The sequence below is a fragment of the Streptomyces sp. NBC_00224 genome (genome assembly GCF_041435195.1).
Lineage (GTDB): Bacteria > Actinomycetota > Actinomycetes > Streptomycetales > Streptomycetaceae > Streptomyces.
In genome coordinates this window covers 4,861,333-4,883,865 of record NZ_CP108106.1, presented here as the reverse complement: position 1 = coordinate 4,883,865, position 22,533 = coordinate 4,861,333, and the positions used below count along the sequence as shown (strand labels likewise).

General features: G+C 70.9%; 21 protein-coding genes. 13 read left to right on the top strand and 8 right to left on the bottom strand.

What is annotated here, in order from left to right:
- Positions 1-46 precede the first annotated feature (46 nt).
- Together OG965_RS21760 and OG965_RS21755 are read left to right on the top strand one after the other, a co-directional pair.
- Positions 47-682: an ATP-binding protein gene (locus OG965_RS21760; protein ID WP_371653756.1), complete on the top strand. Its 636-nt coding sequence runs from the start codon at positions 47-49 to the stop codon at positions 680-682.
- 239 nt (positions 683-921) lie between these two features.
- The gene (locus OG965_RS21755) at positions 922-1,887 is read left to right on the top strand and encodes a DUF5926 family protein (RefSeq protein WP_371653755.1); all 966 of its coding nucleotides are present in this window, start codon (positions 922-924) and stop codon (positions 1,885-1,887) included.
- A 218-nt stretch (positions 1,888-2,105) separates the two neighbouring features.
- Here OG965_RS21755 and OG965_RS21750 read toward each other — a convergent pair whose 3' ends face one another.
- Together OG965_RS21750 and OG965_RS21745 are read right to left on the bottom strand one after the other, a co-directional pair.
- Positions 2,106-2,795 carry a hypothetical protein gene (locus OG965_RS21750; RefSeq protein ID WP_371653754.1) on the bottom strand — a complete coding sequence of 230 codons (690 nt, stop codon included), beginning with the start codon at positions 2,793-2,795 and terminating at the stop codon, positions 2,106-2,108.
- A gap of 201 nt (positions 2,796-2,996) precedes the next feature.
- Positions 2,997-3,680 carry a bifunctional DNA primase/polymerase gene (locus OG965_RS21745; protein WP_371653753.1) on the bottom strand — a complete coding sequence of 228 codons (684 nt, stop codon included), beginning with the start codon at positions 3,678-3,680 and terminating at the stop codon, positions 2,997-2,999.
- 422 nt (positions 3,681-4,102) lie between these two features.
- Between OG965_RS21745 and OG965_RS21740 the strand changes: the two genes are divergently transcribed.
- Positions 4,103-5,605 (top strand): PP2C family protein-serine/threonine phosphatase, encoded by a 1,503-nt coding sequence (locus tag OG965_RS21740; protein WP_371657019.1) that lies wholly within the window; start codon positions 4,103-4,105, stop codon positions 5,603-5,605.
- 170 nt (positions 5,606-5,775) lie between these two features.
- Positions 5,776-7,242, top strand: coding sequence for an aminopeptidase P family protein (locus OG965_RS21735; protein WP_371653752.1), 1,467 nt, complete (start codon positions 5,776-5,778; stop codon positions 7,240-7,242).
- 144 nt (positions 7,243-7,386) lie between these two features.
- On the opposite strand, the gene OG965_RS21730 is transcribed toward OG965_RS21735, so the two are convergent.
- Positions 7,387-7,851 carry an ATP-binding protein gene (locus OG965_RS21730; RefSeq protein ID WP_101389220.1) on the bottom strand — a complete coding sequence of 155 codons (465 nt, stop codon included), beginning with the start codon at positions 7,849-7,851 and terminating at the stop codon, positions 7,387-7,389.
- Positions 7,852-8,101: 250 nt separating this feature from the next.
- Between OG965_RS21730 and OG965_RS21725 the strand changes: the two genes are divergently transcribed.
- The 9 genes from OG965_RS21725 (at position 8,102) to OG965_RS21685 (ending at position 17,844) form a co-directional block, all read left to right on the top strand.
- Positions 8,102-8,950 carry a hypothetical protein gene (locus tag OG965_RS21725; RefSeq protein WP_371653751.1) on the top strand — a complete coding sequence of 283 codons (849 nt, stop codon included), beginning with the start codon at positions 8,102-8,104 and terminating at the stop codon, positions 8,948-8,950.
- 119 nt (positions 8,951-9,069) lie between these two features.
- A complete protein-coding gene (locus OG965_RS21720) occupies positions 9,070-9,804 on the top strand; it encodes a YcnI family protein (protein WP_371653750.1) in 735 nt (244 codons plus the stop codon).
- Between the two features lie 37 nt (positions 9,805-9,841).
- Positions 9,842-10,498, top strand: a complete 657-nt coding sequence (locus tag OG965_RS21715; RefSeq protein WP_371653749.1) for an SCO family protein — start codon at positions 9,842-9,844, stop codon at positions 10,496-10,498.
- Positions 10,495-10,953, top strand: coding sequence for a copper chaperone PCu(A)C (locus OG965_RS21710; protein WP_371653748.1), 459 nt, complete (start codon positions 10,495-10,497; stop codon positions 10,951-10,953). Before OG965_RS21715 ends, OG965_RS21710 begins: the two co-directional genes overlap by 4 nt.
- A 22-nt stretch (positions 10,954-10,975) precedes the next feature.
- Complete coding sequence (locus OG965_RS21705) at positions 10,976-12,904, top strand: copper resistance protein CopC (RefSeq protein WP_371653747.1); 1,929 nt, start codon at positions 10,976-10,978, stop codon at positions 12,902-12,904.
- Between the two features lie 11 nt (positions 12,905-12,915).
- Positions 12,916-14,187 carry an iron uptake transporter deferrochelatase/peroxidase subunit gene (gene efeB, locus OG965_RS21700; protein ID WP_371653746.1) on the top strand — a complete coding sequence of 424 codons (1,272 nt, stop codon included), beginning with the start codon at positions 12,916-12,918 and terminating at the stop codon, positions 14,185-14,187.
- Positions 14,188-14,237: 50 nt separating this feature from the next.
- Positions 14,238-15,173 carry a prephenate dehydratase gene (gene pheA, locus OG965_RS21695; protein WP_371653745.1) on the top strand — a complete coding sequence of 312 codons (936 nt, stop codon included), beginning with the start codon at positions 14,238-14,240 and terminating at the stop codon, positions 15,171-15,173.
- A 563-nt stretch (positions 15,174-15,736) separates the two neighbouring features.
- The gene (gene serS, locus OG965_RS21690) at positions 15,737-17,026 is read left to right on the top strand and encodes a serine--tRNA ligase (RefSeq protein WP_371653744.1); all 1,290 of its coding nucleotides are present in this window, start codon (positions 15,737-15,739) and stop codon (positions 17,024-17,026) included.
- Complete coding sequence (locus tag OG965_RS21685) at positions 17,023-17,844, top strand: HAD family hydrolase (RefSeq protein ID WP_371653743.1); 822 nt, start codon at positions 17,023-17,025, stop codon at positions 17,842-17,844. The genes serS and OG965_RS21685 overlap by 4 nt, the downstream gene beginning before the upstream one ends.
- Before the next feature lie 156 nt (positions 17,845-18,000).
- On the opposite strand, the gene OG965_RS21680 is transcribed toward OG965_RS21685, so the two are convergent.
- The 5 genes from OG965_RS21680 to OG965_RS21660 all read right to left on the bottom strand — a co-directional run bounded on the left by OG965_RS21680 (position 18,001) and on the right by OG965_RS21660 (position 22,355).
- Positions 18,001-18,675: a rhomboid-like protein gene (locus OG965_RS21680; protein ID WP_371653742.1), complete on the bottom strand. Its 675-nt coding sequence runs from the start codon at positions 18,673-18,675 to the stop codon at positions 18,001-18,003.
- Positions 18,676-18,780: 105 nt separating this feature from the next.
- Complete coding sequence (locus tag OG965_RS21675) at positions 18,781-19,500, bottom strand: ABC transporter permease (RefSeq protein WP_067162251.1); 720 nt, start codon at positions 19,498-19,500, stop codon at positions 18,781-18,783.
- 17 nt (positions 19,501-19,517) lie between these two features.
- On the bottom strand, positions 19,518-20,429 hold the full coding sequence (locus OG965_RS21670) for an ABC transporter ATP-binding protein (RefSeq protein ID WP_371653741.1): 912 nt from the start codon (positions 20,427-20,429) through the stop codon (positions 19,518-19,520).
- Positions 20,426-21,316, bottom strand: a complete 891-nt coding sequence (locus tag OG965_RS21665) for an ABC transporter permease (RefSeq protein WP_371653740.1) — start codon at positions 21,314-21,316, stop codon at positions 20,426-20,428. The genes OG965_RS21670 and OG965_RS21665 overlap by 4 nt, the downstream gene beginning before the upstream one ends.
- Positions 21,317-21,332: 16 nt before the next feature.
- Positions 21,333-22,355: an ABC transporter ATP-binding protein gene (locus OG965_RS21660; protein WP_371657018.1), complete on the bottom strand. Its 1,023-nt coding sequence runs from the start codon at positions 22,353-22,355 to the stop codon at positions 21,333-21,335.
- Positions 22,356-22,533: the final 178 nt, after the last annotated feature.

Below are 22,533 nucleotides of genomic sequence, written 5' to 3'. Positions count from 1 at the left end.
GACAGGGAGTGCACCGGCGCGTTCGGTCCGTATTCGATCGTTACGAGTGCGTCACCGGACGCCGGTTGGCCGGTTTCCGGTCCAGTCCATTGGGGCATCCACACCGTGGCGTGGGGTGAAGGAGGTCTCGGGGGTGGCGTTGGTGGTGGCACAGGAGGTGCCCACGTCGTCGAGCATGGCCGTGCCCCACGGCCCTGCGGGCGTGGGCAAGGCAAGACACCGGATGCGCGAGCAACTGCTCGGCAGCGGGGTGTCCGAGCCGGTCGTGGACGATGCCGTACTGGTCCTTTCCGAACTGCTCAGCAATGCCTGCCGACACGGCAGACCGCTGGGGCGCGCGGACGTGGGTGACGGAGACGTCCGGGCCGCCTGGCGCGTCGACAAGGCGGGCCGGCTGACGGTCGAAGTAACCGACGGCGGCGGCCCGACCCGGCCGATTCCGGCCACGCCGTCGGTCACCGCGCGCGGGGGCCGCGGTCTGAACATCATCAGCGCGCTCGCCCAGGACTGGGGCGTACGGGACAGCGCGGCCGGCGAGGTGACCGTCTGGGTGATCATCACCGCCGGGTACGACCGCGCCCAGGGGCGCGAGAACGGACGCGGGCCCGCGCCGGACGGCTTCGTCGCGCGCGTGGCGATGCCGGGACTGGAATTCGCGGACGCCTTCGACGACCTGGACTGAGGCCAGGGCGCCGTCGGGGGCCCGGACTGAGCCCAGAGTGCGTCACCGACCTGGGCCGAGTCCCACCGCCGGGCCGGACCTGACCGCCCGCACCGCGAGCCCAGCCGCACGGCCCACCCCCGTACGCGAACCGCACCGTACGACTTGCACCGAGCCGTACGCCGTGCGCCGACCGGTACGACTAGGCTCGCGCCCGACACAGCGACACCGCACCACCGCAGCCGGGAGAGAGCCACACCATGGCCAAGAAGCGCCCCCAGACGAAGGCCGCCGCGCCGCAGCTCAAGGACGGGGAGGTCCCGGTCGTCGGGGCCCGCGAGCCCTGCCCGTGCGGCTCCGGCCGCCGCTACAAGGCCTGTCACGGCCGGGCCGCCTCGCACGCCGTGACCGAGCTGGTCCAGCGCCCGTTCGAGGGCCTGGCGGGCGAGGGCGACTGGGTCGCGCTGCGCGAGCTGGTCCCCGCCGCGACCGTCGAACTCACCCTCAAGGACGGGCTGCCCGAGGGCGTGCCGTCCGTGACGCTCGCGACCGTCCTGCCGATGGCGTGGCCCGCGCTGCGCCGCGACGACGGCTCGGTGCTGCTCGGCCTGCAGAACGACACGCCCTCCGGCGACATCAGCCGCGACCTGGCGGACACGCTCACGCGCGCGTTGACGACGGAGCCGGGTACGCCGGTCGCCGCCCAGCGCGTCGACCCTCAGGGCCCGCGGCTCCAGGACCTGCTGGACCCGGCCGCCGCGTTCGAGCCCGCCGTGCACAGCGGGTTCGAGTTCTGGGTGCCGGACGCGGAGAACGCCACCCCCGAGGTGACCGCCTCCCTGGAGCGCGCCAACGCGGCCGCGATCCCGACCGTACGGCTCAAGTCGGTCGACTCCTCCTACTGGTGCGAGACGCCCGAGAAGAACCACCTCCGGTGGGTCATGCCGCACGCCGAGGAGCGCCTTCTGGACGCGCTCGCCCGGCTGCACGCGGCCGGCACCTCCTCGCTCGGCGAGGGCACCCGGCTCGTCGGCTCGTTCCGGGCGCACGGTCTGACCGTTCCGGTCTGGGACCTGCCGAGCTCGATGACGGCCGAGGAGTGCGAGAAGCCCGCCGCCGCGTTCGCGGAGCGGCTGACGGCGGCGCTGGCGGACGAGTCGCCGCTCACGCCGGAGGAGCGCAGGGCGCGCGGCGGCCTCACCAACCGCCAGGTGACGTTGAGCTGAGCGTGACCATTCCTGTCACGGGACAGGTGACCCGCGTCACAACTCCCGGTAGTCGCAGATAAATCGGTGTCCGAATAACCGAGATCGAATTTGCGAATGACAGATCTCTTGTTACCGTTCTAAGAGCCCGGTCGCTGGTGCATCCCCCGTCGCCAGCGACCGGGCCCTTCCATTTCCTCTTCCGGTTCGCCGCACGCGCCCACGTGGCCGCTTCCCGCTCAACGAGCCGCGTCCGCCGCCGAGTTGAGCGCCGCGCCGTCGGCCGCATTGGACCCGGAACGCAGCAGCAGAGGCGCTTCCTCGCCCGTTCCGGCAAACTCCGCGACCGCCGAGTACGCGCCAGGTTTTCCCTTCGAAGGCTCTCTCGGGGTCTCGCACACTCCCGGTTGATCTCCCGCACCGACGGCGCAGTTCGTCTGCACGGTGTGGCCGCCCGGCCCCATCAGGGTGAGCACCGAGCGCAACCGTCCGCCCGTGGCATTGCGGTAGTACGTGCGCGCCCAGGCATCGCGGCCCTCGGTCAGCACACAGGTCTGCGCCTCGACGCCGTCGGGCGAGACGAGTTCGGGTCCGCAGTGGGCGGCCGGCTCGGCGGACGCACCACCCACGCGCGCGTGGGGAGCCTGCTTCGCGTCGTCCGGTTCGGAGCCGGAGCCGCCGGACCGAGCGGAATCGCGCCCACCGGAAGCGGGCCCACCGGATTCAGTCCCTACGGACTCGGGTCCCACGGAGTCGGCCGACCCGGAGCCCGCCGCCTCGGCACGGGTGGAGTCGGCCCGGGCGGGATCGCCACCCGATGACTCGGCCCCCGTCGGATCCGGCTCTTCGGCCGGTCCGGCCGAAGCCGCCAGCGGCAGCAGCACCGCGAACACCACCACGGCCCCGATACCGATCATGCGGAGGTTCACGGCGGCCCACCCATCCCATGGAATTCCTGCGGTGGGCCGAAGATAGCGACGGAAACCGGGCGCCCGGTGATCCGCGCGCCCGTTTCCCGTACAAGTGGGGTGCTCCTACACCCGAACGAGTGACACCGCGCTCCGGTGGGAACTCGGCGCGGGTCCCGTTCGCTGACCCGGTACGCAGACTGGGCCGACCGGGTCGCCGGCTCAGTACGCGAGCCGGGACCCGCCGTCCGGTGCACTGGTCGACGCCGCGACCAGCGCGTCCACCACCGCCTCCACATCCGGCAGCCAGGGCCTGGCCGACCCCGGCAGTGGAGCCCGCTCCCAGCGCACCTGCCCCTTGCCCGTCTCGGACGGGGGCAGCACCAGATATCCGCCCTCTCCGTGGAAGCGGAGCGAACTCGGCACCCAGTCCTTGGAGTAGAGGAGGTCACCCAGACGTTCCATCGAGTAAGGAGCCACCAGCAGCGACCACCGGGTGGGCGTCGCCACCACCGGGCCGAGCCGGATACCCATCTCGTCGAGGACCGTGAGCGCCCGCGCCCCGGCGACAGCCGGGAGGCTCACCGCGCACGGCGCCCTGTCGCCCGTCGCGAGGAGCACGGGCGCGGCCGGGCGGTTGGTCCACCACCAGCGCACCAGGCGTTCGTCGGTCGAGGCCGCGAGGAGCCCCGGGTCGAAGGGGTGCGCCCCCGGGACGGCGCAATCGGGGTCGGGACAGGCACAGCCGCGGCCCCGGTCACCGCGGCCGCCGGCCGCCTTGAGTCCCACACCTGGGAGTACGGGCCATTTCCACTCGGTCGCGCAGGTCAGCGCGGCGCCAAGCTGAGCAGCCCTTTCACTGCGCCGGAACCGGAGCCTGCGTCGCCTTCCGAGGATCTCGCGCATGAGCGCTCGTTCCTTTCCGTTGAACGCCGAGGTCCACATCACACCATGTGTGCATCACTTCACTGCGCGTACATGCTCTGTGAGCTCTGCGAGCCTGCGGTACGGGTAACCCGTCAGGACCGAACGTGGGCTGTGACCATTAAAAGCATGGCGAGGGGTGGCGCGCGCCTGGCGCTTGCCGTCCCTTGTGCAAAAACCCCGCCACTCGGGGATGGGGCGCGGCCGTCGGCTCCTAAGACGCCGTGGCCCGCCGCCGGGTTCCGGGACATCGTCAACTGCCCCTGGCCATCACCGAGTACGTACCCAACCCGCTCGATATGACGCGCTCTTGAACGCCCTCAGTCGACCCCAGAGATGGGCCATAGGGGGCAATTTTCCGCCAAGTTGAACACTCCCCGGACACCAACAATCCCGCTATGACAATGCTGGACATCCCCTTACTTGTACGTGTACATCTGGATGCATTGATGGCGGCGCAGATTGACATGGGGGTTTGCGATGCTATTGCGCGGAATCGACTGGCCGGAAAGCCGACTGCCATGAGCGCCCCACACCTGCCGAAAGTGGCTGGAATCGATCCAGCCGTCCCGCCCGCCGCGCACACTTCTGCGCCTCTGCCCACATCCACCCCCGACTCCCCCGCAGGCCCCTGCGCGGTGATCCAGGACCGGCTCGCCAGTTGGGTCTCCGACCTCACCACGCTGCACGAACTCACCGAGCGCCTCTCCCGCACCTCCGTGCTCGACGACGCCCTCAACGAGCTGCTGCGGGCCGGTGCCGCGCTGGTCGGCGCCCGGCGCGGTCTGGTCGTCCTGGAGCCCGCCGACGGTCTGGGCCCCGCCGTCACCACCGGCCTCGGCCTCGCCCACGCCGACCTGGGCCACATCGAGACGGTCCCGCGCAGCGCCACCCCGTACGGCAGGATCCTCGACGGCCTCCCCGACGCCGACGGCGGATCGGATCTGGTCGGAGAGGTGGGCAGCGGCCCCGGCCCCGACCCGCGCCACCGCGAGGTGGCCGCCCGGCTCGGCTACGCCGCCAGCTACGCGCTGCCCCTCACCACCGACACGGGCGACCGCCTGGGCGCGGCGGTCTGGCTCTACGACGAACCCGCCGAGCCGCCCGAGCGCCGCCGCCACCTCGTCGGGCTCTATCTGCGGCAGGCCGCCGAGCACGTGGCCCGGCTCGTCGAGCTGGACCGCGCGCGGACGCGGCTCGCCACCGTCACCGAGGAGCTGCTGCCCAGCAGACTGCCCCGGGTGGCGCGGGTGCAGCTCGCCGCCCGCCACCGCACCGGGCCGCGCGGCGGCGGCGACTGGTACGACGCACTGCCGCTGCCCGAGGGCGCGCTCGGTCTCGCGGTCGGCTCCGTCACCGGGTCCGGGCCGAGCGCCGTCGCCGCGATGGGCCGGCTGCGGGCCAGCCTGCGGGCGTATGCGGTGATGGAGGGCGAGGACCCGGTCGCCGTCCTCTCCGACCTCGAACTGCTGCTGCGGCTGACCGAGCCGGCCCGCTCGGCGACCGCGCTCTTCGCGTACTGCGAGCCCGCGCGCGGCAAGATCGTCCTCGCCGGGGCCGGGCACGCGCCGCCGCTGATCGTCGGCGAGCGCCGCACCGAGTACGTGGAGACCTCGCTCTCCGCGCCGCTGGGGATGCTCGCGTGCTGGGAGGCGCCCAGCGTGGAGATCCAGCCCGCGGCCGGAGAAACGGTGCTGCTGTACACCGACGGGCTGCTCCACCGCACCGGTGACCCGATGGACCGGGCCTTCGCCCGCCTCCACGCGGCGGCCGCGAGCGTCCCCCGGGCGGCCCGCGACGACCCGGGCGCGATCGCCGACCACGTCCTGCGGACCGTGCTGCCGGACGGGCTCGACGCGTCGGACGGCGTCGAGGACGTGGTGCTGCTGGCGGCCCGCTTCGCGTAGCGGATCGGGCGGCTCCGCGGGCCGGGAACGGGGATCGGCGCAGGTCACGGACGGCCGCGGCGCCGGTAGCGGTCGCCTACGGGGTGTGACAGGCCCTACGGCCCTGGACCCTTTTCCACCCGCCCGTACGATGGACGGAGGTCCAATGTCGTACTAAGTGGAGGCAGACCGTGGCCGAGCAGCTCACCCCGGAGACCCCGGACGAGTCGGAAGAGCAGCCGATCAAGCAGCGCAAGAACGGCCTGTACCCGGGCGTGTCCGACGAGCTGGCCGAGAACATGAAGTCCGGCTGGGCCGACACCGAGCTGCACGGCCTTGAGCCAATCGCCCAGGCCGCGCACACCGCCGACCGCCGCGCCGCGCTGTCCAAGCGCTTCCCCGGCGAGCGCCTGGTGATCCCCGCGGGCAACCTGAAGACCCGCTCGAACGACACCGAGTACAGCTTCCGCGCCTCCACCGAGTACGCGTACCTGACCGGCGACCAGACCCAGGACGGCGTGCTCGTCCTGGAGCCCAAGGGCGACGGGCACGAGGCGACGCTCTACCTGCTGCCGCGCTCCGACCGGGAGAACGGCGAGTTCTGGCTGGACGGCCAGGGCGAGCTGTGGGTCGGCCGGCGCCACTCGCTGGGCGAGGCCGAGCAGCTCCTCGGGATCCCGGCCAAGGACGTCCGCGAGCTGGCCGCCGCGCTCAAGGAGGCCACTGGTCCGGTCCGCAACGTGCGCGGTCACGACGCCGGCATCGAGGCGGCGCTCACCGACAAGGTCACCGCCGAGCGCGACGAGGAGCTGCGGGAGTTCCTGTCCGAGGCGCGCCTGGTCAAGGACGCCTTCGAGGTCTCCGAGCTGCGCAAGGCCTGCGACGCCACCGCGCGCGGCTTCGAGGACGTCGTCAAGGTGCTCGACAAGGCCGAGGCGACCAGCGAGCGCTACATCGAAGGAACGTTCTTCCTGCGGGCTCGCGTCGAGGGCAACGACATCGGCTACGGCTCGATCTGCGCGGCCGGCCCGCACGCCACCACCCTGCACTGGGTGCGCAACGACGGCGCCGTGCGCCCGGGTGAGCTGCTCCTGCTCGACGCCGGCGTCGAGACCAACGAGCTGTACACCGCGGACATCACGCGCACGCTGCCGATCAACGGCACGTTCTCGCCGCTCCAGCGGAAGATCTACGACGCGGTGTACGAGGCCCAGGAGGCCGGTATCGCCGCGGTCAAGCCCGGCGCCCCGTACCGCGCCTTCCACGACGCCGCCCAGCGCGTCCTCGCCGAGAAGCTCGTCGAGTGGGGCCTGTGCGGCGACCTGGACGTGGCGAAGGTCCTGGAGCTCGGCCTCCAGCGCCGCTGGACCCTGCACGGCACCGGCCACATGCTCGGCATGGACGTCCACGACTGCGCCGCCGCGCGCACCGAGACGTACGTCGCGGGCGACCTGGAGCCGGGCATGTGCCTGACCGTCGAGCCGGGTCTGTACTTCCAGGCCGACGACCTGACCGTGCCCGAGGAGTACCGGGGCATCGGCATCCGGATCGAGGACGACATCCTGGTGACCGAGGACGGCAACGAGAACCTGTCGGCCTCGCTGCCGCGCCGGGCCGACGAGGTCGAGGCGTGGATGGCGCGGGTCAAGCAGGGCTGACGCCGCCACGAGTGCCGGAGCCCGGTCGCCCCAGGGGCGGCCGGGCTCTTCTCATGCCGCCGTTCACGCCTCCGTCGTGTCCGCCCCTTCCCTCACGCGCGCGTAGGGGGACGGATGAGTAGCTCCACTCACCGCACGGGACCTTCACGAGACGTTGAGGAGGGCGCCTTCCCGCCATTTCAGGATCTTGTCGAAGCTCACCACGGCGCCTCTGCCCGGTCTGTTGCCGAAGTGGACGTGGTCGGCGAGCTGTTCGATCAGACAGAGCCCTCTGCCCTGCTCCGCCATGGCGGAGCCCAATGTGCTGTTCATCCGTGCTGCGGTGCGACGGCCTCGTCGTACGGGAAAGCCCGGCCCCGAGTCGGCGACCTCGATACGGCATTTCTCGCCATCCAGATACGCGGTCACCCGGTACGCCGCCGAGGTGCCGGAACCTTCGTCCCCACCGTGCTCGACCGCGTTCGCACACGCTTCACCGAGTGCGACCGACAGGTCGTAGGAGATGTCCGGATCGACGCCCGCGGTCTCCATGGTGCCGAGCAGTAGACGACGTGCGAGCGGAACGCTCGCGGCCTCGCGCCGCAAATGGAGTGACCACCAGATGCTCATGCTCCGGCCTCCTGGCTGCGGCTCGACATACCCCTACGTATTGCCGCAACCCTTGGTTCGTAAGCACGGACTTGACGTGATAGCGCTCATTCGGCGGATGTGTGCGCCCCTCGTACCGGTGTATGGACGCGGCGGACGGACACCCGTCCGGTTCCGGACAGTCGGGTACGGATGTGATCATCACAGGAATACGGCACCTTGTGGACCTGCCGTGTAGGACGGCCAAGGCTGGTGCGATGATGGCCCCGCCATGTCTGCCCGACACGCCCGACACACCGACGCAGGCGCCGGTCTCCGGCTGCTGAGGGCCGCGGTCTTCGCCGCGGTCTGCGTCGTGCTGTCCGCGCTCGGGCACGTCCTGGCCGCCTGTGCGACGGTCCCGTGGTGGACGCTGCTCGCCGGGTTCCTCGGGGTGTTCGCGGTCGCCGCGCCGCTCGCCGGACGGGAGCGCGCGCTGCCGTCCATCGCGGGCGCCCTGGCCGCCGGACAGCTCGGGCTGCACGCCCTGTTCGGCATCGGCCAGCACACGGCCGCCGCCTCCGGAAACGGGGCACCCGGCGACACCTCGCTGCTGCGGCTCGCCGCCAAGCTGGTCTGCGGCCCGGCCGCGTCGGCCCAGCTGACGGCCTCGGACGCGCGACGGATCGTCACCGACGCGGGCCTGCGCCCGCCCTCCGGTGCCACCTCCGCCGCACACGGCCCCACGACAAGCATGGCCGGAATGCCCGGGATGGCTGATTCCGGCTCGGCGCACAGCGCCTTGGCCGGACTGTTCCCCTCGCTCCCGATGCTCCTCGGCCATCTGCTGGCCGCGCTGCTGACCGGCTGGCTGCTGCGGCGGGGCGAGGCCGCGCTCTTCCGTCTGGTGCGGCTCTCCGCCCAGGCCGCCACCGCTGCCGCCGAAGGGGCGTGCGCTCGTTCGCTGCGCGCCGCTCTCTCGCTCGTACGGGCCCTGCGTGCCGGTCTGCCGGGGGCGCCCGGGCACGGCCCGCGCCTGCCGCTCGCCGGGCTCGCCACCCCCCTGCTGCCGGCCGGGGAAGCACTTCAGCACTCGGTGATCAGGCGCGGGCCGCCCGCCGTATACACCCTCGCAGCCTGACGCGGCCCACTCCGTAACGCCCAGACGACACCCGTCCCAGGAGTGGTCCGTGGAGTCCGCGCGCATCTGCGCTCCGGACCGTCACCACTTACCTTCCTGCTGACTGGAGTGTCTCCGCCATGAACGTTTCCCGTCGTATCGCCATCGCCGGTGCCGTCGCCGCCTCGTCCGTCCTGATGCTGGCCGGCCCGGCCCTCGCGCACGTCAGCGTGCAGCCCGAGGGCGCGGCCGCGAAGGGCGGCTACGCCGTCGTCAACTTCAAGGTGCCCAACGAGCGCGACGACGCCCAGACCGTGAAGCTTGAGGTCAGCTTCCCGGCCGACCACCCACTGGCGTCCGTGCAGCCCCAGGCCCTGCCCGGCTGGACCGTCGAGGTCACCAAGTCCAAGCTCGACAAGCCGCTGACGGTGCACGGCAAGCAGATCAACGAGGCCGTCACCAAGGTGACCTGGAGCGGTGGCAAGGTCGAGTCCGGCTACTTCCAGAAGTTCCCGCTCTCCATCGGCGCGCTGCCCACCGACACCGACAAGCTGGTCTTCAAGGCCATCCAGACGTACAGCAACGGCGAGACCGTCCGCTGGATCGAGGAGCAGAAGCAGGGCGCCGAGGAGCCGGCGAACCCGGCGCCGGTGCTCACGCTGTCCGCCGCCGCCGCTGACCACCACGGTGCTGCCGCGCCCGCGTCCGACGACAAGAAGGACGACATGGCCGGGCACGACGACAAGAAGACCGAGGCCGCCTCGGACTCCAAGGACACCGACAACACCGCGCGCGTCCTGGGCGTCGTGGGCATCGTCGTCGGCGTCGCCGGTGTGGCCTTCGGCGTGCTCGCCGGGCGCCGCCGGGCCGCGTAATCCCGCCAGGCCCTCCCCCCGACCGGAAACTTTCCCCATGCGCACCAAGTACGTGCCCGCTGCCATCGCATTCGCGGTGGCGGCGGCGCTCACCCTGACCGCGTGCGGTGGCAGCGACGACAAGGCCAAGAGCCCCGTCACCGATGTCTCCGCCGACACCAGCAACAAGGCCGGCACCGTGCTCGACCGGCCGTTCACCAAGCCGGACTTCGTCCTGACCGACACCCAGGGCAAGAAGTTCGACTTCCGTGAGCGGACCAAGGGCAGGCCGACCCTCATCTACTTCGGCTACACCCACTGCCCCGACGTGTGCCCGCTGACGATGAGCAACATCGCCGTCGCCAAGAAGCACCTGCCCAAGGCCGACCAGGACAAGCTCCAGGTCGTCTTCGTGACCACCGACCCCGAACGGGACACCCCCGAGACGCTCGGCAAGTGGCTCAAGGGGCAGGACCCGGCGTTCATCGGGCTGACCGGTGACTTCCCGACCATCCAGGCCGGGGCCCGCTCGATCGGCATCGGTATCGACCCGGCGACGAAGGACAAGAACGGGAACGTCGTGTCCATGCACGGCGCCCAGGTCATCGCCTTCTCGCCGAAGACCGACCAGGGGTACGTCCTGTACGGCGAGTCCGCCACCCCAGAGGACTACACCAAGGACCTGCCGAAGATCATTCTTGGAGAGAACCCGTGAACCGCCGCACCACCCTCGCCTCCGCCATAGCCCTGACCGCCGGGCTGGCGCTGGCGGGCTGCTCGTCCGACAGCTCCGACGGCAAGCCCGACCTGAAGATCGGCCAGGCGTTCATGCCGGAGCCGGTGAGCGCGGACATGGCCGGCGGCTTCCTGGTCGTGAAGAACGACGGCAAGACCGCGGACAAGCTGACCAAGGTCACCAGTGACGTCTCGAACGACGTCACGATGCACGCGACCAAGGACCAGAAGATGCGGGAGGTGAAGACCTTCGACATCCCGGCGGGCGGCGAGCTCGACCTCGAACGCGGTGGCAACCACATCATGTTCATGGGCCTGAAGAAGAAGCCGAAGCAGGGCGAGAAGATCGCCGTCGACCTGCACTTCGAGAAGGCCGGCACGGTCAAGGTCGAACTGCCGGTCAAGGAATCCACCTACAACCCGAAGCACCACTGAGGGATGAGGGACTGAACAGACGATGACGGCCACCGCCCCACGCTTCGGAACCGCCCTGGCCCGGCTGCTGCTCGTCGCGGCCGCCCTGCTCGGCGCGGTGTTCGCGACCGCCTCGCCCGCCTCGGCGCACGCCGCGGTCACCGCGACCAACCCGAAGGACGGGGCGGTGGTCGCCTCCGCCCCCAAGGACGTCGACCTCACCTTCTCCGAGCAGGTCGCCATGGACAACAAGTCCATCCGGGTCCTCGACCCGAACGGCAAACGCGCCGACACCGGCGAACTGCTCAACCTGTGCAGCGGCTCCATCGTGAAGTACGGAGTGAGCCTGCGCGACGGACTGCCCAAGGGCACCTACACCGTGGCCTGGCAGGCCGTCTCGGCCGACAGCCACCCGGTCGCGGGCGCCTTCACGTTCTCCATCGGCGCCCCCTCCAAGACCACCGTCTCGCTGTCGGCCCCGGATGTCGGCGGCGGTCTGGTCGGCGCGCTGTACGACACCATGCGCTACGCCGCGTACGCCGGCTTCATCCTCTTCGCCGGCGGCGGCGCCTTCATCCTGGCCTGCTGGCAGCGGGGCGCCTCGGTGCGGCCGGTGCAGCGCCTCGTCGTCGGCGGCTGGCTGACGATGACCGCGGCCACCATCGCGCTGCTGCTCCTGCGGACCCCCTACACCGGCTCCGGGCAGCTCTCGGACGCCTTCGACCTCGACGGGCTCAAGGCGGTCCTGCAGACCAAGTCGGGTGCCGCGCTCAGCTCCCGGCTGCTGCTGCTCAGCGCCGCGGCGCTGTTCATCTCCGTACTGTTCGGCGCGTACGCCAAGCGCGAGGACGAGGAGAAGAAGGACCTCACCTACGGGCTCGCCATCGGCGGCTTCGTGGTGGCCGCCGGTATAGCCGCCACCTGGGCGCTCGCCGAGCACGCCTCGACCGGCATCCAGACTGCGCTCGCGATGCCCGTCGCGGTGGTGCACCTGCTGGCCGTGGCGACCTGGCTGGGCGGGCTCGCGACCCTGCTGGTGGCGCTGCACCTGACGCCCGCGGTGGAGCGGGCCGCGGTGCGGCGGTTCTCCCGGATCGCCTTCTGGACCGTGACCGTCCTGGTGGCGACCGGCGTCTACCAGGGCTGGCGGCAGGTCGGTTCCTGGTCCGCGCTGACCGGGACCGGCTACGGGCAGCTGCTGCTCGTCAAGGCCGGGCTGATCGCGGTGCTGCTCTGCGCCGCGTACATCTCGCGCCGCTGGACCGGGCAGCTCTCCGAGCACGCGGCCCCCGAGGCCGAGGCGGCGTCCATCGTCGAGCAGAGGGCGGCCGAGCCGGAGCTCTCCGAGGAGCCGGAGCCGGTGACCGTGCCGGACGACGCCAAGAACCCGGCCGACCGCAAGCGCGCCCAGCAGCTGGCCCGCCAGCAGGCCGCCGTGACGGTCGCACGGGAGAAGCGCATCCGCGACGCCGACCCGCAGCGGTCGGGGCTGCGGCGCTCGGTGCTCACCGAGGCCGGGGTCGCGGTGGCGGTGCTCGCCGTGGCGACGCTCCTGTCGTCGACCGAGCCGGGGCGTACGCAGGAGGCGGCGGCCGCCGCCCAGTCGACCAACCAGGTGGCCGTGCCGGACCGGCCGATCAGCATCCGCATCCCCTTCGACACCGGTGGCAAGAACGGCAAGGGCACGGTCCGCCTCACCCTGGACCCGGGCCGCACCGGCGCCAACGAGATGCACGTGTGGACGGACGACGCCGCGGCCAAGCCGCTGGACGCGGCCGAGGTGAAGGTCGCGTTCACGCTGACCGCCAAGGCGATCGGCCCGCTGCCGGTGGAGCCCGAGCGCATCACCCGGGGACACTGGAGCGCGAGCGGCGTCCAGCTCCCGATGCCGGGCGAGTGGCAGGTGTCCGTGACCGTGCGGACCTCCGACATCGACCAGGTCACCGTGGACAAGAACATCAAGATCGGCTGAGTACGGACCACATGACGGACCAGATCAACAAGAGCGCCGACGACACCGGCGAGTCCCTCGACATGACCCGTCGGCGCCTGCTCGGCACGGTGGGAGCGGCGGGCGCGGCCGGTGTCGCGCTGGGCGCGACGGGCGGCGCGCTCGTCCACGCCGCCGTCGCGTCGGACGGGTCGGGGGCCACCGAGCTGTCCTCGGTCGGCTCCACCGAGGTCCTGTTTCACGTGAAACACCAAGCGGGGATCTCCACTCCGGTTCAGGCCTGCGGCCATCTGGTCGCCTTCGACCTTGCGCCCGGCGCCGGGCGCAAGGAGGCGGCGGCGCTGCTGCGGCGCTGGTCGGCGACGGCGAAGGCGCTGATGGCGGGCGAGCCGGGGGGCGCGGACACCGGGGTCGCGCTGGACGCGGGCCCGTCCTCGCTCACCGTCACCTTCGGCTTCGGCCGCACCTTCTTCGACCGTACGGGCCTGGTGGCGCAGCGACCGGCCGAACTGGACCCGCTGCCGGACTTCTCCTCGGACCGGCTGGACGCCAAGCGCTCCAACGGCGACCTGTGGGTGCAGATCGGCGCGGACGACGCCCTGGTGGCCTTCCACGCGCTGCGCGCGCTCCAGAAGGACGCGGGCGCGGCGGCCCGGGTGCGCTGGCAGATGAACGGCTTCAACCGGACGCCCGGTGCCACCAAGAAGCCGATGACGGCCCGCAATCTGATGGGCCAGATCGACGGCACTGGCAACCCCAAGCCCTCCGACCCCGACTTCGAGAAGCGGATCTTCGTCCCGGACGGCGGGAAGCCGGCGTGGATGGCGAACGGCTCGTACGCGGTGGTGCGTCGCATCAGGATGCTGCTCGACGACTGGGAGAAGGTGCCGCTCACCCAGCAGGAGCAGGTGATCGGCCGCAGGAAGGCGAACGGCGCCCCTCTTTCGGGGGGTACCGAGACCACCGCGATGCAGCTCGACAAGTTCGGCCCGGACGGCAAGCTGGTCATCCCCGACAACGCGCACGCCCGGATCTCCGCGCCCGAGCAGAACGGCGGCGCGGCGATGCTGCGGCGCGCCTTCTCGTACCACGACGGCTTCTCGGCTGACGGGGTGCCGGACGCGGGCCTGCTGTTCGTCGCCTGGCAGGCCGACCCGCTGCGGGGCTTCGTGCCCGTGCAGCGCAAGCTCGACCGGGGCGACGCGCTGTCGGAGTTCATCCGGCACGAGTCGAGCGGCCTGTTCGCGGTGCCCGGCGGCCCGCGCGCGGGCGAGTACGTGGGCCAGCTGCTGCTGGAGTCCTGACCCGCCGAGACGGCTCTCGCCCGTGACGGCAGGCCATTAGGGTGACGAGTATGTCCGCCACGCGATACACCTATCTGGGTCCCGAAGGCACCTTCACCGAGGCCGCCCTGCGCACGCTGCCGGAGGCGGCGACCCGTGAGCTGGTGCCGATGGTGTCCGTGCCCGCCGCGCTCGACGCGGTACGCAACGGGGAGGCCGCGGCCGCGCTCGTGCCCATCGAGAACTCGGTGGAGGGCGGGGTCACCGCGACCCTGGACGAACTGGCCTCCGGCGAGCCGCTGATGATCTACCGCGAGGTGCTGCTGCCGATCGCCTTCGCGCTGCTGGTGCGGCCGGGGACGAAGCTGTCGGACGTCAAGACGGTGACCGGGCACCCGGTGGCCCAGCCGCAGGTGCGCAACTGGCTGCGCGCGCATCTGCCCGAGGCGCTGTGGGAGTCGGCCGCGTCCAACGCGGACGGCGCCCGCCTCGTCCAGGAGGGCCGGTTCGACGCGGCGTTCGCGGGCGAGTTCGCGGCGGCGACGTACGGCCTGGTGCCGTTGGTCACCGAGATCCACGACGCGGAGAACGCGGAGACGCGGTTCGTCCTGGTGGGCCGCCCGGCCCGGCCGGCCGCGCCGACCGGGGCGGACAAGACGTCCGTGGTGATCTGGCTGGGCGACGACCACCCGGGCGCGCTGCTCGAACTGCTCCAGGAGTTCGCCGTACGCGGGGTCAACCTGATGCTCATCCAGTCCCGGCCGACGGGTGCGGGCATCGGCAACTACTGCTTCGCGGTGGACGCCGAGGGCCACATCTCGGACCGGCGCGTCGGCGAGGCGCTGATGGGGCTGAAGCGGATCTGCCCGAAGGTGCGCTTCCTCGGCTCGTACCCGCGCGCGGGCGTGACGGCCGACGAGGTGCGGCCGGTACGGCCGGGGACCTCGGACGCCGAGTTCGTGGCGGCGGCGGAGTGGCTGGCGCGCAGCCAGGACGGCCGGGCCTGAGCACGTTTTCCACCGGCCCCGCCTGCAGTCCTACCTGCTGATTTTCACTGTCCACAAAGTTATCCACAGGCTCTCTTCTCGACCTGTGGGTAAGTCGACAACGCAACCAGACAGAGTCGACAAATACCTCTAGTGACGACACATCCGTCCACAGAAGATCAGCGGGGGCGATGTCACCCCAATTCCCTCGATCAACTCTTTAGAGCGAGCAATTCCCACCCGAATGAGTGTGTGCGAGAGGTGTGAACTGGGAATCCTTGGCCCCACATCGCGCCACGGAAGGGATCTTCCGGGCGGTCCACAGGAAGTCCCCACACCCTGTGGATAACTTTCCCGACCTGGACGCCTCTGTGGACAAGTCCCTTGAACCACAAGGGATTCAGGTCAACGAAAGTCCGGAAAGCACCCCTTTTCAGGGAAAAGGGCTGGCTTTATTGACGCCCGTCCCGGAATTCCTCCACCACATTTCTCAATACGGTCAATTCGGGCAAACCGACACGCGGAACAAGCGTGGCGGGGATATCCGGTGGGGTCCCAGGGATCCGCACCGGTAGCCTGGAGGGGTGATTGACCTTCGCCTGCTCCGTGAGGACCCCGACCGTGTTCGCGCCTCCCAGCGCGCCCGTGGAGAGGACGTCGCGCTCGTCGACGCCCTGCTCTCAGCCGACGAGCGGCGCAGGTCGTCCGGCGTCCGCTTCGACGAGCTGCGCTCCGAGCAGAAGGCGCTCGGCAAGCTGATCCCCAAGGCCTCGCCCGAGGAGCGCGCCCAGCTCCTGCAGAAGGCCGAGCAGCTCAAGGCCGACGTCAAGAGCGCCGAGGCCGAGCAGAACGAGGCGGACGAGGCGGCCAAGCACCTCCTGCTCCAGCTCGGCAACATCGTCCACGAGGACGTGCCGGTCGGCGGCGAGGAGGACTTCGTCGTCCTGGAGACGCACGGCACCGTCCGCGACTTCGCGGCCGAGGGCTTCGAGCCCAAGGACCACCTGGAGCTCGGCGAGGCGCTGGGCGCCATCGACGTCGAGCGCGGCGCCAAGGTCTCCGGCTCGCGCTTCTACTACCTGACGGGTGTCGGCGCGCTCCTGGAGCTCGCCCTCGTCAACGCGGCGATCGCGCAGGCCACCGAGGCCGGCTTCATCCCGATGCTCACCCCGGCGCTGGTCCGCCCGCGCGCCATGGAGGGCACCGGCTTCCTCGGCCAGGCCGCGGAGAACGTGTACCACCTGGAGAAGGACGACTACTACCTGGTCGGCACCTCCGAGGTCCCGCTCGCCGCGTACCACATGGACGAGATCATCGACGCGGAGAAGCTGCCGCTGCGCTACGCGGGCTTCTCGCCGTGCTTCCGCCGCGAGGCCGGTACGTACGGCAAGGACACCCGGGGCATCTTCCGGGTCCACCAGTTCGACAAGGTCGAGATGTTCTCGTACGTCCACCCGGACGACGCCGAGAGCGAGCACAAGCGGCTCCTGGACTGGGAGAAGCAGTGGCTGACCGGCCTCGAACTGCCCTTCCAGGTGATCGACGTGGCCACCGGCGACCTGGGCGCCTCGGCCTCGCGCAAGTACGACTGCGAGGCGTGGATCCCGACGCAGGGCAAGTACCGCGAGCTGACCTCGGCCTCCAACTGCAACAGCTTCCAGGCGCGCCGACTGTCCGTGCGGATGCGCGAAAACGCCGACGGCAAGAGCAAGGTCCAGCCGCTGTCGACGCTGAACGGCACGCTCTGCGCGGTGCCGCGCACCATCGTGGCGATCCTGGAGAACCACCAGCAGGCCGACGGCTCCGTGCGGGTCCCGGCCGTGCTCCGCCCGTACCTGGGCGGCCGCGAGGTGCTGGAGCCCATCGCCAAGTGAGCACCGCCCCGGGGAAGCCGTTCCCGTACAAGCTGATCGCGACCGATCTGGACGGGACGCTGCTGCGGTCCGACGAGACCGTCTCGGAGCGCACCCGTGAAGCGCTCGCCGCGGCCACCGCGGCGGGCGCGGCCCACATCGTGGTCACCGGCCGCTCGGTGCCCTGGACCCGGCACATCCTGGACGACCTGGGGTACCAGGGTCTCGCGGTGTGCGGCCAGGGCGCGCAGGTCTACCACGCGGGCGAGCACCGGCTGCTGACGTCGGTGACGCTGGACCGCCAGCTGGCGGGGCTCGCGCTGTCGAAGATAGAGGCCGAGGTCGGCCCGCTGGCGCTGGCCGCGAGCCGGGACGGGCTCGACGGCGAGGTGCTGGTCGGCCCCGGCTACCGGGTCCACGAGGGCTCGCTGCCGGTCGTCGCCTTCGACCAGGTCGCCGAGTTGTGGTCGGCCCCGCTGAACAAGGTCTACATCCAGCACCCGGAGCTCGGTGACGACGCGCTGGCGCGGATCGCGCGCCAGGTCGTCGGCAGCCTCGTCGACGTGGTGATGGCGGGCGAGGGCGTGGTGGAGCTGCTTCCGCTGGGCCTGAGCAAGGCGACGGGTCTGTCGCTGGCCGCGCGCCGGCTCGGCTGCAGGTCGACGGACACGATCGCGTTCGGCGACATGCCCAACGACATCCCGATGTTCGGCTGGGCCGAGCACGGCGTGGCCATGGCCAACGCCCACGACGAGCTGAAGGCCGTCGCCCACGAGATCACGGCGTCCAACGAGGACGACGGGATCGCTGTGGTGCTGGAGCAGTTGCTGGGCGCGTGAGCGCGTACGTACGGGAGCGCCCTGACGAGAGCGCCTGTACGGGCAGAAGTAAGCAGAAGTAAGGGGCGTCCGCCATAGGTGGACGCCCCTTACTGATCCCCGTGCCCCGGGGCGACCCGCGCCGTAGCGCGCTCGAAGCGGTCTGCCCTGGGGCCCTCAACCACTGTGCACCGCACGTCCGTTCGAAGCCACTGATTTACCCCTGGTCAGCGGCCAGCAGGCCAGCCCGATGGCCAGTGAGACCGCATGCCCGATGTCCGTGAACGTGCCACCCGTCAGCAGCGGGATCCCGAAGAACGCGACCACGCACGCGAGGTAGAGCCACCGCCACGGCTGCGGCAGCCGGTACACAAGGAGCCCCGCCGAAGCGGCGAGCCCGTAGCTGACCCCGATGTCCACCACGTGTGCCATCCGCTTGGGCACCTCGTGGTTCTGGATGCTCCACAGGATCACTTCCTGGCTGATCAGCGTGGCCGCGACATGGGCGGTGGCGACCGCGACCAGCCACCGTACGGTGCCGATCCAGCGTTCCACGGGCGCGTGGACGAGCTCGAAGAGCACCAGGTACAGCAGGAACGAGGACGGGTTCTCGATCCAGAAGGCGCTGGTGAACAGCGACTGGGCGGGGTGCCTGGTGAGCTCGTGGATGTTGCTGCTGTTGCGGTGCAGCAGATAGTGCTCAAGGTCCTGGCTGGACAGTTGGATGACGATGCTGGTGATCGCGATGACCAGCAGCCAGATGTGCGTCCCCGGCGAGGAGCGCACCCAGGCCCGCACCGGCCGGGCCGGCTCGGGGGCCCGGCGCGTGCCCGGACCGTGAAGCGTCGTCATCCCTCGATGATGACCCGGGCGGGGCCGGAAGACCGCCGCCCGGGTCCCGGGAGGGTGACGCCTGCCCCGGAGGTCACCACTCGGCGCGCGTCACCCCCCGGCGCCTCACTCCTCCCCGGCCAGCTTCAGCGTCCGCAGCTTCTGGCCCGCGTACCAGGTCGCCAGGACCGTGACCGCCGTCAGCAGGACGACCGCGGCCGGCAGGCCGACGTCCGAGGTGATGAAGCCGTTCGTGCCGATCCGCTCGGCGAGGGCGAGCGACCACTGCTGGACGCTCAGCGTGCGCGCGCCCGGGACCAGGTTGCCGAACAGGCTCTCCCAGACCAGCGCGTAGACCAGGCCGAAGACCACCGCGTGCCGGGTGACCGTGCCCAGGAGCAGGAAGACCGCCGCGTACGCGATCGAGGCGACCAGGGCGGCGACCGTGTAGGCGATCGCGATCTGCTGGCCGTTGCCGTTGAGGATCATTCCGGCGATGAAGGTGGGGACGGCCGAGAAGGCCATGGTCACCGCGATCGCCACGATCAGCTTGGTCAGGATGATCGTCGGGCGTTTCACCGGCTTGGCCAGCAGATAGACGATCGAGCCGTCGTCGATCTCGGGCCCGATGGCTCCCGTGCCCGCGATGACACCGATCAGCGGGACCATCGTGGCGAGCGCGAACCCGCCGAGCAGATTGGCCGCGACCTGGTCGTCGGCGCCGCTGAAGGAACGTACCGCCGCCGCGATGACGATCAGCAGCACCGGCAGCACGCAGAGGATGGCGGCCCGGCGGCGGCCGAGCAGGGCCCGGTAGGTGAGCCGGGCGACTGTGGGGTTGTACATGACGCTCACAGCTCCTTTCAGGCCGCTACGAGGTAGGAGAAGACGGATTCGAGCGACTCGTCGGACGGCGAGACGGTCAGCAGACGGATCCCGTGTGCCTTCGCGACCTGCGGGAGCAGCGTCGTGAACCGCCCGAAGTCGACCGCCTGGATGCGCAGCGCGCCCTCCTTGAGGTCCACCTCGATCCCGGCCGTCGAGGGGTCGGCGATCAGCGCGGCGGCGAGCGCGCGGTCGTCGCTGGAGCGGATCAGATAGCGGTGCGGGCGGTCGGTCATCAGCCGGCGGATCTTGCGGAAGTCACCGCTCGCCGCGTGCCGCCCGGCCACGACCACCTCGATGTGCGCGGCGAGCTGCTCGACCTCTTCGAGGATGTGCGAGGAGAACAGGACGGTGCGGCCCTCGGCGCCCATCCGCCGCAGCAGCTCCATCAGCTGCATGCGCTGGCGCGGGTCCATGCCGTTGAACGGCTCGTCGAGCAGCAGCACCGAAGGGTCGTGGACCAGCGCGGATGCCATCTTCACGCGCTGGCGCATGCCCTTGCTGTACGTCTGGATCTTGCGGTCCTGCGCGTACTCCATCTCGACCGTGGCGAGCGCCCGCTGGGCCTGACTGGCCCCGAGCCCGTGCAGCTCGGCGTTGGCGACGACGAACTCGCGGCCGGTCAGGAAGTCGTACATCGCCTCCCGCTCGGGGACGATGCCGATCTGCCGGTAGACGTCCTCGTTGCGCCAGATGGGGCGCCCGTCGAGCGTCACGCTTCCCGTCGAGGGGGCGAGGAAACCACCCATCATGTTGATGAGCGTGGACTTTCCGGCGCCGTTGGGGCCGAGCAGTCCGGTCACCCCGGGGCCGATCGACATGGTGACGTCGTTGACGGCCACCACGTTGCCGAACCAGCGGGAGGTGTGGTCGATGTCGATGGTGGTCACAGCCCGACCTTCCGGTAGCGGCGCATCAGGACGGCGTACGAGCCGGCGATCAGCGCGAGGACGACGAGCAGATACACCGCGCCGGCTCCCGCGCCGGGCCCCTCGCGGCCCGGGAAGGCCGAGGTCGCGCCGAGGAAGGCGGTCTGCACCCCGTCGATGAGCGTGATGGGGGAGAAGAGCCCGAGCCACTGGATGACCCCGGTGGACTGCTGGTCGAAGGCGACGCCCTGGACCGCGGAGACCGCCCCGTAGGAGATGGTCAGCACGGCGATGACGGCCGCGACGCCGAAGCCGCGGCGCGGGGTGAGCGCCGAGACCACCAGGCCGATGCCGGCGAACAGGAGCGAGAGCAGCGCCACCGAGACCAGTCCCTGTGCGAACCCCTTGGTCTGGTCCGCGAAGTCGAGTTTGGCGAGCAGCGCGCCCGCGTAGAGCACGACGAGCGGCGCCGCCGTGAGGATGAAGAGCGCCGAGGCCATCGCCGCGAACTTGGCGAGGACGTAGTCCACCCGCTCGATGGGCCGCGAGAAGTACAGCGGCACGGTGCGGAACCGCAGGTCGCGCGAGACGGTCTGGGGGGCCTGCGCGGCGATGAAGAGGCCGATGACGGCCTGCATCAGGATCGCGTTGCGCGTGTAGTCCACCGGCAGGTCGTTGGCTTTGGTGGCGACGGCGACCGCGACCATGATGGCCGCGGGCAGGCACATCACCGCGAAGAGCAGCATCGGCAGCACCTTGGACTTGGCGCTGCGGCCCAGTCCGTACGCGCCGCGCAGCGACTGCGAGAAGAGCGAGCGCCGTGCATACGCCCGGCCAAGGCGCGGGCCGTCGTAGCCCCGGTAGCCGATGTTGTGGATCTGGGTCTGGGCGATCTGGTTCTGTGTCATCCGCGTCCCTGCGGCCTCAGCTGCCATGGCTGCCGCCTCCGTTCTGCTGTGCGGCGGCGGTCGCCGCCCAGGCGGCGGCACGCTCGGAGACCGGCTCCGGGGCCTGCGCCGGGGTCTTGAAGACCTCCGCGATGTGGTGGCGGCGCTGCTCCATCCGTACGAGCCCGAGGCCGAGCCCGGCGACGGTGTCGCGCACCACGTCGTACGTCTCCTCACCCGCCGCCTCCACGAGCAGGATGTGCCCGGCGCCCGGCAGCCCTTCCTCCACGCCCGCGTGGAGGGTGATGCCGGCCGCGACGAGCGCGCCGCGCACGGCTTCGGCGCCGTCCGGGTGCGCGTCGGAGTCGGTGACCTCGACCGCGAGGGTGGTGGTGGTCTGGGTGAAGTCGCTGGTGGAGCTGGACCGCAGCAGCGTGCCGCCGTCGATGACCACTACGTGGTCACAGGTGCGCTCCAGCTCACCAAGGAGGTGCGAGGTGACCAGGACGGAGATGCCGAAGTCGGTGTGGATGCGGCGGATCAGGCCGAGCATCTCGTCGCGGCCGACCGGGTCCAGCCCGTTGGTCGGCTCGTCGAGCAGGACCAGCTGCGGGTCGTGGACCAGCGCCTGCGCGAGCTTGACGCGCTGCTTCATACCGGTCGAGTAGCCGCCGATCGGGCGGTACCGCTCCTCGTACAGCCCTACGTGGCGCAGGGTGTCGGCGGTGCGCTCCCGGGCGGCGGTCACCGGGAGGCCCGACATGCGCGCCATGTGCACGACGAACTCGGTGGCCGAGACGTCGGGCGGCAGACAGTCGTGCTCCGGCATGTAGCCGACGCGTTCACGGATCGCGCCGCCGCTGGTGGCGACGTCGAGGCCGAGCACCGCGGCGGTGCCCTCCGTGGCCGGGGAGAGGCCGAGGAGGATCTTGATCAACGTCGACTTGCCGGCTCCGTTGGCACCCACCAGGCCGGTCACACCGGGCCCGATGTCCAAGGAGAGCCGGTCAAGCGCGGTCACCCGGGGGAACCGCTTGCTCAGGCTTTCGGTCGCGATCACATTCACACTTCGAAGGTAGTGGCGCAGACCACATCGATCGTCAGACCAGGCGGCTGTATCCGTGTCCGACTCCAGAGGTACGGCCCCCTAGGTGCCCCCTACGGAAGAGTGACGGAACCCCGAGAAACGCCCTCCGAAGGGGGATCGGGTTGTCCACAACGCGGTCGTCGTCCACAGG

What these genes read in the sequence shown, in the direction of transcription:
- OG965_RS21740 (WP_371657019.1), top strand. Translation starts at nt 4,103, where the DNA reads ATGCTGGACATCCCCTTACTTGTACGTGTACATCTGGATGCATTGATG.
- OG965_RS21755 (WP_371653755.1), top strand. Translation starts at nt 922, where the DNA reads ATGGCCAAGAAGCGCCCCCAGACGAAGGCCGCCGCGCCGCAGCTCAAG.
- pheA (WP_371653745.1), top strand. Translation starts at nt 14,238, where the DNA reads ATGTCCGCCACGCGATACACCTATCTGGGTCCCGAAGGCACCTTCACC.
- OG965_RS21705 (WP_371653747.1), top strand. Translation starts at nt 10,976, where the DNA reads ATGACGGCCACCGCCCCACGCTTCGGAACCGCCCTGGCCCGGCTGCTG.
- OG965_RS21665 (WP_371653740.1), bottom strand. Translation starts at nt 21,316, where the DNA reads ATGACACAGAACCAGATCGCCCAGACCCAGATCCACAACATCGGCTAC.
- efeB (WP_371653746.1), top strand. Translation starts at nt 12,916, where the DNA reads ATGACGGACCAGATCAACAAGAGCGCCGACGACACCGGCGAGTCCCTC.
- OG965_RS21745 (WP_371653753.1), bottom strand. Translation starts at nt 3,680, where the DNA reads ATGCGCGAGATCCTCGGAAGGCGACGCAGGCTCCGGTTCCGGCGCAGT.
- OG965_RS21720 (WP_371653750.1), top strand. Translation starts at nt 9,070, where the DNA reads ATGAACGTTTCCCGTCGTATCGCCATCGCCGGTGCCGTCGCCGCCTCG.
- OG965_RS21730 (WP_101389220.1), bottom strand. Translation starts at nt 7,851, where the DNA reads ATGAGCATCTGGTGGTCACTCCATTTGCGGCGCGAGGCCGCGAGCGTT.
- OG965_RS21675 (WP_067162251.1), bottom strand. Translation starts at nt 19,500, where the DNA reads ATGTACAACCCCACAGTCGCCCGGCTCACCTACCGGGCCCTGCTCGGC.
- OG965_RS21715 (WP_371653749.1), top strand. Translation starts at nt 9,842, where the DNA reads ATGCGCACCAAGTACGTGCCCGCTGCCATCGCATTCGCGGTGGCGGCG.
- OG965_RS21725 (WP_371653751.1), top strand. Translation starts at nt 8,102, where the DNA reads ATGTCTGCCCGACACGCCCGACACACCGACGCAGGCGCCGGTCTCCGG.
- OG965_RS21680 (WP_371653742.1), bottom strand. Translation starts at nt 18,675, where the DNA reads ATGACGACGCTTCACGGTCCGGGCACGCGCCGGGCCCCCGAGCCGGCC.